Annotated in this window: 12 protein-coding genes and 1 pseudogene; 7 read left to right on the top strand and 6 right to left on the bottom strand. The window is 68.0% G+C overall.

Going from position 1 to position 14,037, the window contains the following annotated elements:
* Window positions 1-34 precede the first annotated feature (34 nt).
* Window positions 35-1,009 (top strand): carbohydrate kinase family protein, encoded by a 975-nt coding sequence (locus tag AU072_RS25895; protein ID WP_064416397.1) that lies wholly within the window; start codon window positions 35-37, stop codon window positions 1,007-1,009.
* Here the strand turns inward: AU072_RS25895 and asnB are convergent, their stop codons facing one another.
* Entirely contained in the window at window positions 1,010-2,941 is a 1,932-nt protein-coding gene (gene asnB, locus AU072_RS25890; RefSeq protein ID WP_064416396.1) for an asparagine synthase (glutamine-hydrolyzing), read from the bottom strand. It abuts the gene before it with no gap.
* Between the two features lie 128 nt (window positions 2,942-3,069).
* Here asnB and ctaC point away from each other — a divergent pair, with 128 nt between their 5' ends.
* From ctaC to AU072_RS25870, 4 genes are all read left to right on the top strand, one after another.
* Complete coding sequence (gene ctaC / locus AU072_RS25885; RefSeq protein WP_064416395.1) at window positions 3,070-4,137, top strand: aa3-type cytochrome oxidase subunit II; 1,068 nt, start codon at window positions 3,070-3,072, stop codon at window positions 4,135-4,137.
* Between the two features lie 9 nt (window positions 4,138-4,146).
* Window positions 4,147-4,566: a cytochrome c oxidase subunit 4 gene (locus AU072_RS25880; RefSeq protein WP_064416394.1), complete on the top strand. Its 420-nt coding sequence runs from the start codon at window positions 4,147-4,149 to the stop codon at window positions 4,564-4,566.
* Window positions 4,567-4,779: 213 nt separating this feature from the next.
* Window positions 4,780-5,643 carry an MmpS family transport accessory protein gene (locus tag AU072_RS25875; RefSeq protein ID WP_064416393.1) on the top strand — a complete coding sequence of 288 codons (864 nt, stop codon included), beginning with the start codon at window positions 4,780-4,782 and terminating at the stop codon, window positions 5,641-5,643.
* On the top strand, window positions 5,643-6,314 hold the full coding sequence (locus AU072_RS25870; RefSeq protein WP_064416392.1) for a DUF2561 family protein: 672 nt from the start codon (window positions 5,643-5,645) through the stop codon (window positions 6,312-6,314). Before AU072_RS25875 ends, AU072_RS25870 begins: the two co-directional genes overlap by 1 nt.
* Window positions 6,315-6,341: 27 nt before the next feature.
* On the opposite strand, the gene qcrB is transcribed toward AU072_RS25870, so the two are convergent.
* The 4 genes from qcrB to ctaE all read right to left on the bottom strand — a co-directional run bounded on the left by qcrB (window position 6,342) and on the right by ctaE (window position 10,744).
* Complete coding sequence (gene qcrB / locus AU072_RS25865) at window positions 6,342-8,054, bottom strand: cytochrome bc1 complex cytochrome b subunit (RefSeq protein ID WP_064416391.1); 1,713 nt, start codon at window positions 8,052-8,054, stop codon at window positions 6,342-6,344.
* A complete protein-coding gene (qcrA, locus tag AU072_RS25860; RefSeq protein ID WP_064416390.1) occupies window positions 8,051-9,265 on the bottom strand; it encodes a cytochrome bc1 complex Rieske iron-sulfur subunit in 1,215 nt (404 codons plus the stop codon). Before qcrA ends, qcrB begins: the two co-directional genes overlap by 4 nt.
* A complete protein-coding gene (qcrC, locus tag AU072_RS25855) occupies window positions 9,262-10,068 on the bottom strand; it encodes a cytochrome bc1 complex diheme cytochrome c subunit (protein ID WP_064416389.1) in 807 nt (268 codons plus the stop codon). The genes qcrA and qcrC overlap by 4 nt, the downstream gene beginning before the upstream one ends.
* Before the next feature lie 64 nt (window positions 10,069-10,132).
* Window positions 10,133-10,744, bottom strand: coding sequence for an aa3-type cytochrome oxidase subunit III (gene ctaE / locus AU072_RS25850; RefSeq protein WP_066842775.1), 612 nt, complete (start codon window positions 10,742-10,744; stop codon window positions 10,133-10,135).
* 10 nt (window positions 10,745-10,754) lie between these two features.
* Between ctaE and trpD the strand changes: the two genes are divergently transcribed.
* Entirely contained in the window at window positions 10,755-11,879 is a 1,125-nt protein-coding gene (gene trpD / locus AU072_RS27810) for an anthranilate phosphoribosyltransferase (protein ID WP_407937627.1), read from the top strand.
* On the opposite strand, the pseudogene AU072_RS25835 reads toward trpD, so the two are convergent.
* Window positions 11,817-13,604 (bottom strand): annotated as a pseudogene (locus AU072_RS25835) (DEDD exonuclease domain-containing protein); the annotation flags it as partial. The gene trpD and the pseudogene AU072_RS25835 sit on opposite strands and share 63 nt — an antisense overlap.
* Before the next feature lie 111 nt (window positions 13,605-13,715).
* Here AU072_RS25835 and AU072_RS25830 point away from each other — a divergent pair.
* Window positions 13,716-13,919: a hypothetical protein gene (locus AU072_RS25830; RefSeq protein ID WP_064349930.1), complete on the top strand. Its 204-nt coding sequence runs from the start codon at window positions 13,716-13,718 to the stop codon at window positions 13,917-13,919.
* Window positions 13,920-14,037: the final 118 nt, after the last annotated feature.

Raw genomic sequence — 14,037 nt, 5'->3', positions numbered from 1 at the left:
TCTAGGCGACTTAATCAAATGAAGGGTGTAGTTCGTGACAATTGCGGTGACCGGATCGATTGCAACCGACCACCTGATGCGGTTCCCCGGGAAATTCTCCGAACAGTTGCTGCCCGAACACCTGCAGAAAGTCTCGCTCAGCTTCCTCGTCGACGACCTCGTCGTGCACCGCGGTGGCGTCGCGGGCAACATGGCTTTCGCCATCGGCGTGCTCGGTGGTGACGTCGCGCTGGTGGGCGCCGTCGGCCGCGACTTCGACGACTATCGCAGCTGGCTGGAGGCCGTCGGCGTCGACACCGAAAGCGTGCTGATCTCCGAGGACGCCTACACCGCGCGGTTCGTCTGCACCACCGACGAGGCCATGGCGCAGATCGCGTCGTTCTATCCGGGTGCGATGTCGGAGGCGCGCAACATCTCGCTGGCCGCGCTGGCCAAGCGGATCGGGGAGCCCGAGCTGGTCATCATCGGCGCCAACGACCCCGAGGCGATGTTCCTGCACACCGAGGAGTGCCGCAAGCTCGGCCTGCCCTTCGCCGCCGACCCCTCCCAGCAGCTGGCGCGGCTGTCGGGGGAGGAGATCCGCAAGCTGATCGACGGCGCCACCTACCTGTTCACCAACGACTACGAATGGGATCTGCTGCTGCAGAAGTCCGGCTGGAGCGAGGCCCAGGTGATGAGCCAGATCGGGCTGCGCGTCACCACGCTCGGTCCCAAGGGCGTCGACGTGGTCAGCTCCGACGGCACCTTCATCCACGTCGGGGTGGTTCCGGAAAAGCACCAGGCCGATCCGACCGGTATCGGGGACGCGTTCCGGGCCGGCTTCCTGACCGGTCGCAGTGCCGGCCTGAGCCTGGAGCGTTCGGCGCAGCTCGCCTCGCTGGTGGCCGTGCTCGTGTTCGAGGCGCCCGGCCCGCAGGAATGGAGCTGGAACCGCGACGAGGCGATCCAGCGGCTCGGTGACGCCTACGGCGATGAAGCGGCCGAAGAGATCTCGCAGGCGCTCAAGTAGCTACAGCTGCACCGGGTAGGTCGGCTCGCCGATCTGCGGGGTGATGCTGTGCTCGACGAAGATCGCGTGCCACAGCATGAAGATCAGCACCGTCCACAACCGGCGGCTGTGATCGCTTGTGCCGTCGCGGTGTTCGTCGAGCATGGTGCGGACGGTCGCGAGGTCGACCCACTCGCCCGCCTGCGACGAGTTGACCATCGAGTACGCCCAGTCCTGGAGTTCGCCGGCCCGCAGCCAGTGCCGGATCGGCACCGGGAAGCCCAGCTTGGGCCGGTTGAGCACGTGCTCGGGAACGATCGGCTCCAGGGCCCGCCGTAATGCGAATTTCGTTGTGGCCCTTGTGATTTTCTGGTCATACGGCAGCCGGGACGCGACGGCGAAAACTTCGGGGTCGAGGAAGGGCACCCGCAGTTCGAGCGAGTTCGCCATGGTCATCTTGTCGGCCTTGACCAGGATGTCGCCGCGCAGCCAGGTGAACAGGTCGACGTGTTGCATACGCGCGACCGGGTCGGTGCCCTGCGACGCGGCGTACACCGGCGCGGTCACGTCGGTGTGTGTCCACTCCTGGCGGAACCCGGGCAGCACCGCGCGCAGTTGCTCGTCGGAGAAGCTGCGCGCGTTGCCGTAGTAGCGCTCCTCGAGCGTGAGCGAACCGCGGTGCAGCAGGCTCTTGCCCCGCATACCCTCGGGCAGCGGTCGCGACGCCCGCCCCAGTGACCGTCGCACCGACCGCGGCAGGTACTCGAATGGCTTGAGCGACAACGGTTCCCGGTAGATGGTGTAGCCGCCGAACAATTCGTCGGCGCCCTCGCCGGAGAGCACCACTTTGACGTGTTTTCGGGCTTCCCGGGCGATGAAGAACAATGGCACCAGCGCCGGGTCGGCGACGGGTTCGTCCAGATACCAGACGATTTCGGGCAGCGCGGCGACGAACTCGGCCTGGCTGACGACCTTGGCCACATGCCTGGCGCCGATGGCCTCGGCCGAGGCGACCGCGACGTCGACCTCGGAGAAGCCCTCCCGCTCGAACCCGGTGGTGAACGTGATCAACCGCGGATTGTGCCGCATGGCCAGCGCGGCGATCGCCGTCGAGTCGATGCCGCCGGACAGGAACGCGCCCACGGTCACGTCGGCACGCATGTGCTTGGCGACCGAATCCTCGAGCACCGCGGTGATCTCGTCGTAGCGGTCCTGCTCACGGCCTTCGGCGAATGGCACAGCGGAGAAGCGCGGATGGAAGTAGCGGGTCACCTCGAGTTCACCGCCCGGACGCACGCGCCCGTAGCTACCCGACTCCAGCCTCCGGATCCCGACGTGCAGGGTCTCTGGTTCGGGAACGTACTGCAGCACCGTGTAGTGCTGAACGGCTCGCTGATCGATGTCGAGGTCGAGGCCCAGTTCGTCGGCGAGTTCGAGCAGGCACTTCTTCTCGCTGCCCACCGCCGTGCCGCCCGGGCCGGTGGCCAGGTAGAGCGGTTTGATGCCGAACGGGTCGCGGGCACAGAACAGCTCACCGCCGACGGTGTCCCACAGCGCGAAGGCGAACATGCCGCGCAGCCGGGTCAGCGCATCGGTGCCCCAGTGGTGGTACGCCGCGATGATGGTCTCGCCGTCACCGTCGGTGTGAAACGTCACGCCGTGCCGGGCCGTCAGTTCCTCGCGTAGCTCGAGGTAGTTGTAGATCTCGCCGTTGAATACCAGCACGTAGCGGTCCGGCGAGTCCGGCGGACCCCACCGCAGCGGTTGGTGACTGTGGGCGATGTCGATGATCGACAACCGGTTGAACCCGAGCACGACCCGGTCGTCGGACCACGTCCCGGGCTCGTCGGGGCCGCGATGACGCATCAGGTGCGACGCACCGGACACCGCGTCGATCAGCGCGGGGGAGACGTCAGCGGACGGGTCACGTACCAGGGCCAGCAGTCCGCACACGGCGCCAGTATGCCTAATCCCGAGGTGTGTTGAGACCTGCACCCGGGCGTGGTCTACGCTGCGTAGTATTCGCTCCGGAAATTGACCGCACCGCGGTCGCGCGTCACTGACTTCTAGGAGGCTCCAACGTGACACCTCGCGGGCTGAAGGCGGTGGCGCGAACCGCGTCGCTGGCAATCGTCCTGGGTGCTACGGCGTTGCTGCTCAGCGGTTGCAGCTGGTCGGAGGTGCTGGGCCTGGGATGGCCGAAGGGCATCACCCCCGAAGCGCACGTCAACCGCGAACTGTGGATCGGTTCGGTGATCGCCTCGCTGGTCGTGGGCGCGATCGTGTGGGGGCTCATCTTCTGGTCCTCGGCGTTTCACCGGGCCAAGAAGACCGACACCGAGTTGCCGCGCCAGTTCGGCTACAACATGCCGCTGGAACTGGTGCTGACCGTCATCCCGTTCCTGATCATCTCGGTGCTGTTCTACTTCACCGTGGTGGTGCAGGAGAGGATGCTGCACGAGGAGTCGAACCCCGAAGTCGTGGTCAGCGTCACCGCCTTCCAATGGAACTGGAAGTTCGGCTACAAGAACGTGAACTTCTCCGACGGCACCTTCACCTACGAGGGCGCCGACCCCGAGCGCGCGGCCGCCGTGGCGTCCGGCCCCGAGGGCCTGGAGGGTGAGCACGGCGGCGAGGAAGGTTCACACGACCCGGCGTTCGGCGTGATCGCCGGCAAGCACCCGCAGGACCGCTCGTACCTGGCGTTCGACAAGGTCGAGACGCTCGGCTCGTCCTCGGAGATCCCGGTGCTGGTGGTGCCGTCCGGCAAGCGCATCGAATTCCAGATCGCCTCGGCCGACGTCATCCACGGATTCTGGGTGCCGGAGTTCCTGTTCAAGCGCGACGTGATGCCCAACCCGCGGGCGAACAACTCCGACAACACCTTCCAGATCAGCGAGATCACCCAGACCGGGGCGTTCGTCGGGCGGTGCACCGAGATGTGCGGCACCTACCACGCGATGATGAACTTCGAACTGCGCGTGGTGGAGCCCAACGACTTCAAGGCGTATCTCCAGCAGCGCATCGACGGCAAGACCAACGCCCAGGCGCTGCAGGCCATCAACCAGCCACCGACCGCGGTCACCACGAAGCCGTTCGACACTCGTCGCGGTGAACTGGCGCCCCAGCTCACGCAGGCCAGCAAGTAGGGACACCACATGCATATCGAAGCCCGGCTGTTCGAGTTCCTGACCGCGTTCTTCGTCCTCGCCGCCATCGTCTACGCGGTGCTGACGGCGATGTTCCAGTACGGCGGCATCGAATGGGCAGGCACCACCGCGCTGGTGTTGACCGCCGGCCTGACCCTGATCACCGGCACCTTCTTCCGGTTTGTGGCACGGCGCCTGGACACCCGGCCCGAAGACTACGAGGACGCCGAGATCAGCGACGGCGCCGGTGAGCTCGGCTTCTTCAGCCCGCACAGCTGGTGGCCGGTCATGATCGCGCTGTCGGCCTCGATCGCCGCGGTCGGTGTGGCGCTGTGGCTGCCGTGGCTCATCGTGGCCGGTGCGGCCTTCGTGATCACGACGGTCGCGGGCCTGACGTTCGAGTACTACACCGGCCCCGAGAAGCACTGACCCGTCGAATCTGCCGCCGTGCCGAACGGCGCGGGCGGACAGGGCCTCAGCCAAGGTCACAATCGGACCACCACTTGCGTCGGGAACCGTGGCGGGTGATCACGCCCGGTTACGGGGTTGGGTAGTGTTGCCGAGGCACGGTCAGTCGCCGCCGCTGAGCCGGGAGTCTGTGGCGTGCCGCGCCGGTTGAGTAGTCGAGAAGGATAGGCGTACATGAGCGGGCCGAATCCCCCGGATGACGAAGGTTCGGATATCCAGGGTCGGGAGCCGGGTCAGGAACCGGGCCAGACCGGCGGTGAGCAGCCTGCGCCGGACAGCAGCGACACGGACTTCTACTCGCGGGCGTACTCGGCGCCGGAGTCCGAGCAGTTCACCGCGGGCCCGTACGTGCCGGCCGACTCATCGCTGTACGACTACGACAACTACGAGCAGGCCGAGCCGGTCGACCAACCCGCACCGCCGCGGTGGCCGTGGGTCGTCGGCGTCGCGGCGATCATCGCGGCCATCGCGCTGGTGGTCTCCGTTTCGGTGTTGGTGACCCGCACCGACACCGACAGCCTCGCAGTACCGGAGACCTCGACCACGACCGTGGCGCCCCCGGTGCAGGACGAGATCACGACCACCACGCCGCCGCCACCGCCTCCGCCGCCTCCACCGACCGAAGAGCCACCGCCCCCGCCGCCCGAGACCGTGACGGTGACTCAGGAGCCGCCACCTCCGCCGCCCGCACCTGTCGAACCGCCACCGCCGCCGCCGGAGACCACGCCGCCGCCGGCGCCGCCACCACCCACGACGACCCGTTCGGGCCCGCGCCAGGTCACCTATTCGGTGACGGGAACCAAAGCACCGGGAGACATCATCACCGTGACCTATATCGACGCCTCGGGCCGTAGCCGGACCCAGCGCAACGTCTACATCCCGTGGTCGTTGACCGTGACGCCGATCTCGCAGTCCGAGGTCGGCTCGGTCCAGGCGTCGAGCCTGTTCCTGGTCAGCAGGCTGAACTGCTCGATCACCACGAGCGACGGCACCGTGCTGTCGTCGAACACCAACAACGCCGCACAGACCAGCTGCTGATGACATACGAAACCGACGCTTCGGGGCGCTCGCGGTTGACCCCCGCCCTGGACCCCAGCGAGCTCGACCGCACCGATCGCATTCTGCTCGGCTCATGCGCGGCGATCTGGTTGGTGGCCCTGGGTACCGGGGTCGCCGCGACGGTGGCGCTGGTGGACCTCGGGCGGGGGCCGACGGAGTCGTCCGGGGATACCGGGACGCCGTGGCTGCTCTACACCGTCATCGCGGTCTCTGCGGTGGTGATCATCGGAGCGGTCCCGCTGCTGTTGCGCGCCCGACGGGACGCGCTGGCCGAATCACCGCAGCCGCAGGCCGCCGGGCCCGCGCCGGCCGGCTCACCGGCTCCCGGCCGGGCACGGCCGATTGACCCGACACCGCCCACCGAGAAGTTGCCCTACGCGGCGCCGCGCCAGGAGCGCACACTCGAGGCGCCGGAGCCCGCGTCCACCGCGGTGGAGCTGGTGTGGCTGCGCTGCGCGGTGGCGATCGCCTGCGCGATCGGCATCGCCATGGTGGCTATCGGTGTTGCGACCTATCTGATGGCGGTCGACAGCAATGTCGCGGCTTGGATCTTTTATGGGCTGACCGCGCTGGTCACCCTCGCGATGCCCGTCGTGCCGTGGTTCTACCTCAAAGAACTACGCGCCCTGCTCGATCAGCAGGGCGCGTAAGTCCTTCTTCGGTTCTTGCCGGCCGCCTCAGTGGTGGCCGTTGGACGAGTCGCCGTCGCGCGAGCCGTGTCCGTTCGACGGGCTGTTGCGCTCCTGGTGCTCGGCCAGCGCGGTGAGCGCCTTGCGCTCGCCGGCGTGCAGGGCCGCGGTGAGCGCCTCGTGCTCTTCGATCGGATCGGCCGTGAGGAAGCTGCCGGTGCCCGGCGCTCCGGCCGAGCCCAGCTTGTTCATCCGCTTCGGGATGGCAGCGCCCTGGTACTCCAACGGAATCGGATGACCGTGCTCGTCCACCGGACCGAGCGGCTGGTGCAACTCGATGTAGGCACCGTGCGGCAGCCGCTTGATGATGCCGGTCTCGATGCCGTGTTCGAGCACCTCCCGGTCGCTGCGCTGCAGGCCGACGGCCCACCGGTACGCGATGTAGTAGACGATCGCGGGCAGCACCACCATGCCGATGCGGCCGATCCACGTCGTCGCATTGAGCGAGATGTGGAATTTCAGCGCGATGATGTCGTTCATCGCACACAGCGTGAACAGCATGTACAGCGCGATCGCCGCCGACCCCAACGCGGTACGCACCGGGGCGTCACGCGGGCGCTGCAGCAGGTTGTGGTGCGCGGTGTCGCCGGTGAGCCTCTTCTCGATGTACGGGTAGGCGATCAGCAGCGTGAACACCAGGCCCATGAACAGGGCCACCCAGGTGGACGCCGGGACGGTGTAGTTGCCGAAGTAGAGCTCCCACGGCGGGAAGATACGCGCCACACCCTCGGTCCACATCATGTAGAAGTCCGGCTGGCTACCCGCCGACACTTGAGATGGCTTGTACGGCCCCAGGTTCCAGACCGGGTTGATCGTCAGTAGCCCACCCATCAGGCCGAGGATGCCGACCGTCATCGCGAAGAAGGCGCCCGACTTCACCGCGAACACCGGCATGACGCGCACGCCGACGACGTTGGTCTCGGTGCGGCCCGGGCCGGGGAACTGGGTGTGCTTCTGGAACCACACCAGGGCCAGGTGAAGCCCGATGAGCGCCAACATGATTCCGGGGATCAGCAGGATGTGCAGTGCGTACATCCTGGGGATCCAGTATCCGTCTTCGTTGCACATGTATCCGACGCCGCCGCAGGGGAAGTCGCCGCCGAACAGGGCCCAGTGCAACCAGGTGCCGATCACCGGCATGCCGAGCGAGATCGATGAGAGCGCGGCCCGCAGCCCGATGCCCGACAGCAGGTCGTCCGGCAACGAGTAGCCGAAGTAGCCCTCGAACATCGCCAGGATCAGCAGCAGGGCGCCGATCACCCAGTTCGCCTCACGCGGGCGCCGGAAGGCGCCGGTGAAGAAGATGCGGGCCAGGTGCACCATGATCGCCGCCGCGAACAGCAGTGCGGCCCAGTGGTGTATCTGACGGACGAACAACCCGCCGCGGACCTCGAAGCTGATGTCGAGCGTCGACGCGTACGCCTTCGACATCTGGACCCCGCGCAGCGGCTGGTAGACGCCGTTATAGGTGACCTCGGCCATCGACGGGTCGAAGAACAGCGTCAGGTACACGCCGGTGATCAGCAGGACGATGAAGCTGTAGAGCGCGATCTCACCCAGCAGGAATGACCAGTGGGTCGGGAACACCTTGTTCAGCTGACGCCGCACCGCCGCCGACGGGTGATAGCGCGAATCGATGGCATTGCCCTGTGCCGCAGCGATTTCGGCGAGCTTCGGCGGCTTCGGCAGTGATGGACTCATACTGTTTTCCGTTCCCAGAAGGCCGGCCCGACGGGTTCGATGAAGTCGCCGTTGGCGACGAGATACCCGTCCTGGTCGATGGTGATGGGCAGCTGCGCCAACGCGCGCGCAGCCGGGCCGAATATGGGCTTGGCGAAGTGCAACGCGTCGAACTGAGACTGGTGGCACGGGCAGAGGATGCGATACGACTGCTGCTCGTAAAGCGACGAGGGGCAGCCCAGGTGAGAGCAGACCTTCGTGTAGGCGAACAGATCCCCGAAGTTGAAGCTCTCCTGACCCTTGCGCTTGACCACCCGCGGCAGGTCCTGCGCCTTGATCCTGATCAGCATGACGGGATTGCGCACGCCCATCGCGATCTCGGCGAGGTGGTGGTGCGACTCGACAGTGGTTCCGTCACCGTCGGATTCGCGCCACGGGAACACCGTCTCCATGCCGCCGGCGTCGATGTCCTCGGGCCGCATCTTGACGAAGGTGCCGGTGCCCGTGGAACGGGCCAAGAAGATCGTCTCGCCCTGGTATCGCGGCGTCCAGCCCGACGTCCACAGCACGGCCTTCTTGCCGTCGGCGGTCTGCACAACCGGCTTCCACGGGTTCTTGATCAGACCGCCCGCGAACGCCACCAGCGTGCCGAGGCCGAATGCGCCGAGGCCGATGCCCAGCGAGAGGCCGACCAGCTTGCGCCGCTTGATCGTCGAGCCTTCGAGGGCGTCGGTCAGGTTCGCCACGACCGTCTTGCGGTGGATCTCGGGGGAGGCGCCGTCATGGCGTTCCTGGATCGAGATCTCCTCGGGGATGAACTTCTTCTGGTACAGCACCGCGCCGATGCCGATCGCCAGGATCGACAGCCCGAACGTCAACCCGTACAGCGGCGTGGTCAGGCTGAACAGGAACTCGCCCTCGGAGCCGTAGGGCACGTACTCCCACGGCCAGAACAGGAACACCAACAGCAGCGCCAGGCCCGAAAAACCGCCCAGCAGAAGCCAATACGAGACCACGCGGCTGGCACGCTTCTCGGCCTTGGTGTCGGGGACCGGCCAGCGGTCCTCCTTGTAGACGATCTCGACGCCGTCGAGTTTGCCGCCGAGTTCGACCAGCTCCTCGCGTGACATCGCCGCCAGTTCGGCGTCCGTGGGCTGACCCGGTACACCGGCCTGGCCGGGTGCGTCGGTGCCCTTGGGGGTGTTCTCGGTGCCGTTGCCCGGCTCGCTCATGCTCGCGCTCCGATCCACAGGGCCGCGGCGATGACGGCCACCATGCCGATGATCCAGGCCGCCATGCCCTCGGGCGCCGGGCCGAACCCGCCGAGGCCGTAGCCGCCGTAGCTCGGTGCCTCCGCCGACTCGCGGACGTAGGCCACGATGTCGCGCTTCTCATCCGGCGACAGCTGCCGGTCCGAGAACTTCGGCATGTTCTGCGGGCCGGTGAGCATCGCGGTGTAGATCTGCGCGGGCGTGGCGTCGCCGAGGTCGGGCGCGTACTTGCCCGACGACAGGGCGCCGCCCTTGCCGGTGAAGTTGTGACACGACGCGCAGTTCAACCGGAACAGGTCACCACCACGGGCGACGTTATCGCCCAGCAGCGACTCCTGTGCGACGCGTCCGTTGTCGTCGCGCGGAACGACCGGGCCGCCGCCGTTGGCCTGCACGTAGGCGCCGAGCGCGTCGGTCTGCGCCTCGTCGAACAGCGGGGGCTTGTCCGGGGCCTGGGCCTCACCGCGCATCGCGGGCATGCGGCCGGTGGAGACCTGGAAGTAGACCGCCGCCTCGCCGACGCCGATCAGGCTGGGGCCGCGGTCCGGCACACCTTGGAGGTTGACGCCGTGGCAGGTCACGCAGGAGGTGTCGAACAGCTGCTTACCCGTGCGCAACAGCGCCGACTGCGATTCGTCGGCGACCGCGACCTGCGGTGTGGGCGTCAGCGTGGCGGCCAGACCACCGGCGACGCCCAATCCGAGCAGCAGCAGCACAGCACCTGACAGGCGCCGGCGTAGCCGACGGCGCGACTTGTCGGTCATCGAACTCCTTCTCATCGGATCGATCGGCACGACAAGCCGATCAACGGACACATCGGCGAGCCGATCATCTTACGAAGTAAATGACGGCGAACAGGGCGATCCAGACGATGTCGACGAAGTGCCAGTAGTACGACACCACGATCGCGGCGGTGGCCTGCGCCGGAGTGAACTTACTCATCCGGGTTCGGGCCAACAGGATGAGGAAGGCGACGAGGCCGCCGATCACGTGCAGGCCGTGGAAACCGGTGGCCAGATAGAACACCGAACCGTAGGCGCTGCTGGAGATGGTGGTGCCGTGCTTGACCAGTTCGATGTACTCGTAGCCCTGGCCGAGGACGAAGAACAGCCCCATCGCGAAGGTGAGGGTGTACCAGCGGCGCAGCCCGAACACGTCACCGCGTTCGGCGGCGAACACGCCCATCTGGCAGGTGAACGACGACGCGATCAGCACCAGCGTCACCGGCACCGCCTGCATGAGGTTCAGCTCTGTCGGTGGCGGCGGCCATTCGCCCGCCGCTTGCGAACGCGCGGTGAAGTACATCGCGAACAGGCCAGCGAAGAACATCAGCTCGCTGGACAGCCAGACGATGGTGCCGACACTGACCATGTTCGGCCGGTTCAGCGAATGTACTCGCGACGTGATTGCGGTTCCCGAGGTCCCTACAGCGCTCGTCACAGGAGCAAGTATGACGCTTTGTAGTTGTCGATCTCCACCCGGGTCGGCGTTTCGTCATAATCGCGTGGTGGCTTCTCCCAAAAACCCCGATTCCTTCACGTGGCCCCGGATCCTCGGCCGCCTCACCACCGGTCAGTCGCTGGAGAACGGGCAGGCGGCGTGGGCGATGGACCAGATCATGACCGGTGTGGCCACCCCTGCCCAGATCGCCAGCTTCGGGGTGTCGATGCGGATGAAGCGCCCGACGTCGGCGGAGGTCACCGAGCTGGCCGACACCATGCTCGAACACGCGCGCCGCGTCCCCACCGACGTGATCGGCACCGCAACCGTCGACGTGGTGGGCACCGGCGGGGACGGCGCCAACACCCAGAACCTGTCCACGATGGCGGCCATCGTCGTCGCGGCCGCCGGGGTGCCGGTGATCAAGCACGGGAACCGCGCCGCGTCCTCGCTGTCCGGGGGCGCCGACACGCTCGAGGCGCTCGGGGTGCGCATCGACCTCGGTCCCGACGACGTCGCGCGCAGCGTCGCCGAGATAGGCATCGGGTTCGCGTTCGCGCCGCACTTCCACCCGTCGTACCGGCACGCCGGCGTGGTGCGCCGCGAGATCGGGGTGCCGACGGTGTTCAACCTGCTCGGTCCGCTGACCAATCCGGCCTCGCCGCGCGCCGGGCTGGTCGGCTGCGCGTGGGGGGAACTGGCTGAGGTGATGGCCGGCGTGTTCGCGGCCCGCGGGTCCAGCGTGCTGGTGGTCCACGGCGACGACGGTCTCGACGAGCTCACCACCACCACGACCAGCACCATCTGGCGGGTACAGGCGGGCACGGTCGAGCGGCTGAAGTTCGACCCCGCCGCGTTCGGTTTCAAGCGCGCCGAGATCTCCGAACTGGTCGGCGGCGACGCCGAGGCCAACGCGGCGTCGGTGCGCGCGGTGCTCGGCGGTGCGCCGGGGGCGGTGCGCGACGCGGTGGTCCTCAACGCCGCGGGCGCGCTGGTGGCGCACGCGGGGCTAGCCAGCGACGCCAAATGGTTGCCGGCCTGGGAGAGCGGGCTGGCCAAGGCGGCCGAGGCCATCGACTCCGGGGCGGCCGAACAGCTCCTCGCGCGTTGGGTGCGGTTCACTCAAAAAGCCTGAGCGGGTTGTCTTCTCGATCTGTTCTGCGGCCAGGCGCGCCGAGCGCGCCGACGCGACCCAGGCCGCCCACCGGCCCGCCGCATGCACCGGTGAGCAGTAGCCGTCGTCGGCGCGCACGATGCGCACCCCGGGTTGGTGCAGCCACCGCGCGATCAGGGCCGTCTCCTCGACCAGCGCGCCGCCCAGCGGGGCTGCCGAGGGCAGAACGGCTTGTGCGCCAGCGCAGATCGCGTCGACCACCGGCATCGGCGGCACGCCGCGCGGCGCGTTTCCCGCGGCGGCCAGTTGGCCGTTGCGGATCACCGCGAGGTGCCATCCGCCGTCGCCGTCGGGGCGTGCGGCCACCAACTCGGTGACGGCGGTCAGGGCCCGAAGTCGCTGGCCTCGCCACAATCCGTCGATCGCGGCGGCGGCGTGATCGCGTAGGCGGGCAGCGGTCTCGTAGCGGCCCCGGTCGGCGAGGTCGGCGACGTGGGCCAGCACCGCGGCCAGCGCCCGGCCGTCGCGGCCGGCCATCAGGTCGGCCGCCCGCGCGACCGTCTCGGCGTACTGGTCGGCGCTCACGTCGCGCGGCGCCGGGCACGGTGACAACTCCCGGTCGGGGCAGGCCGGGCCGTGCACCGCGCCGCGCCCCAGCTTCTTGGTGCACGTGCGCACCCCGGTGAACCGGGCCAGAAGCGCGGCGGTGTCGACGGCGTCGGCGCGCGCACGGAACGGGCCGATCACCGCGTCGTGCTTGGGGGTGCGCACGATCGAGAAGCGGGGAAAGGCCTCGTCGGTCAACGTGATCCACCACCATCGGTGCGGGAACTTCGACCGGCGGTTGTAGGGCGGGGCGTGCGCGGCCAGCAGGCGTAGCTCGCGCACGCCTGCCTCGAGATCGTGCGCGCATTCGACGTGGTCGACCGCGGTGGCCAGGGAGGCCATCTCCTTGATGCGGGTGCGCGAGTCGGAGCCGTTGAAGTACTGCCCGACGCGTCGCCGGAGGTTGACTGCCGTGCCGACGTAGAGGACCTCAGCGCCGGGGCCGCGAAACAGGTAGACGCCGGGCCGGTGCGGCAGAGCAGCGGCGAGGTGGCGGTTGCGCCGCTGCGCCGGGGTGACGTCGGGCAGGTAGGACCGCAACTCGGTGTAGGTGTGCACGCCCTGGTTGCCGACGCGCTCGATCAGCCCGTGCAGGACGTCGACGGTGGCGCGGGCGTCGTCGAGTGCGCGGTGCGTCGGCGTGGTGCTCGCGCCGAACAAGCGGGCCAGCGCGGAGAGGCGCACGCTGGGGGCCTCGTCGCGGGTGAGGACCCGGCGCGCCAGTTTGACCGTGCACAGCACCGGCGGCCGCGGCCAGGCGATCTGAGCGCGTTCGGCGGCGGCCCGCAGGAACCCGATGTCGAACCCGGCGTTGTGGGCGACCAGCACCGCCCCGCGCGAGAACTCCAGAAATGCCGGCAGCACCGACTCGATCCTGGGCGCGTTGCACACCATCGCGGTGGTGATCCCGGTCAGCGCCACGATCTGCGGCGGGATGCTGCGGCCCGGGTCCACCAGGGTGGCCAGTTCGCCGAGCACGACGCCGCCGCGCACCTTGACCGCCCCGATCTCGGTGATCTCGTCGTGGTGGTCGCCGCCGGCGCGGCCTCCGGTGGTCTCGAGGTCGACGACGACGAACGTGGTGTCGTGCAGGGAGACGTCAGCCTGCCGATCGACGTCGGCGAAGCTGAGCTGGCTCACGGCTCGACGGTAGGAAACCCCACCGACACCTTCGGGTTGCCACGCGGGCCGCAAGAACTTGTCGGTACCCCCCGATAGCGTGCGGACCGCACCGACCGAGAGGAGCCATTCGTGGGCACGGTGAAGATCGATTGCGACGACTGCGCGGTCCGCGGACCAGGCTGTCAGGACTGCGTCGTGAGTGTTCTGCTGGGCGTACCCGACACCTTGCTGGACGACGAACGTCGAGCGCTGGAGGTGCTCGCCGATGTGGGCCTGGCGCCGCGACTGCGGCTGGTACCCATCCGCCGGGAGGGCAGTTCGGGTGTCGCCTGATGACACGCGGCGTGGCGGGCGACGGAACGAAATATGAGCTGCCTGTTAAATTTGCGTCTTCTGTTGGACAATCCCCGATGCCGTTTCGTAACCTGTCTGAGACCTAAGGGCTATTCGA

Source organism: Mycolicibacterium novocastrense (assembly GCF_001499835.1).
Taxonomy (GTDB): Bacteria; Actinomycetota; Actinomycetes; order Mycobacteriales; family Mycobacteriaceae; genus Mycobacterium; species Mycobacterium novocastrense.
Note: the sequence above shows the minus strand (reverse complement) of the source record. Positions and strands in the feature narration are given on the sequence as shown.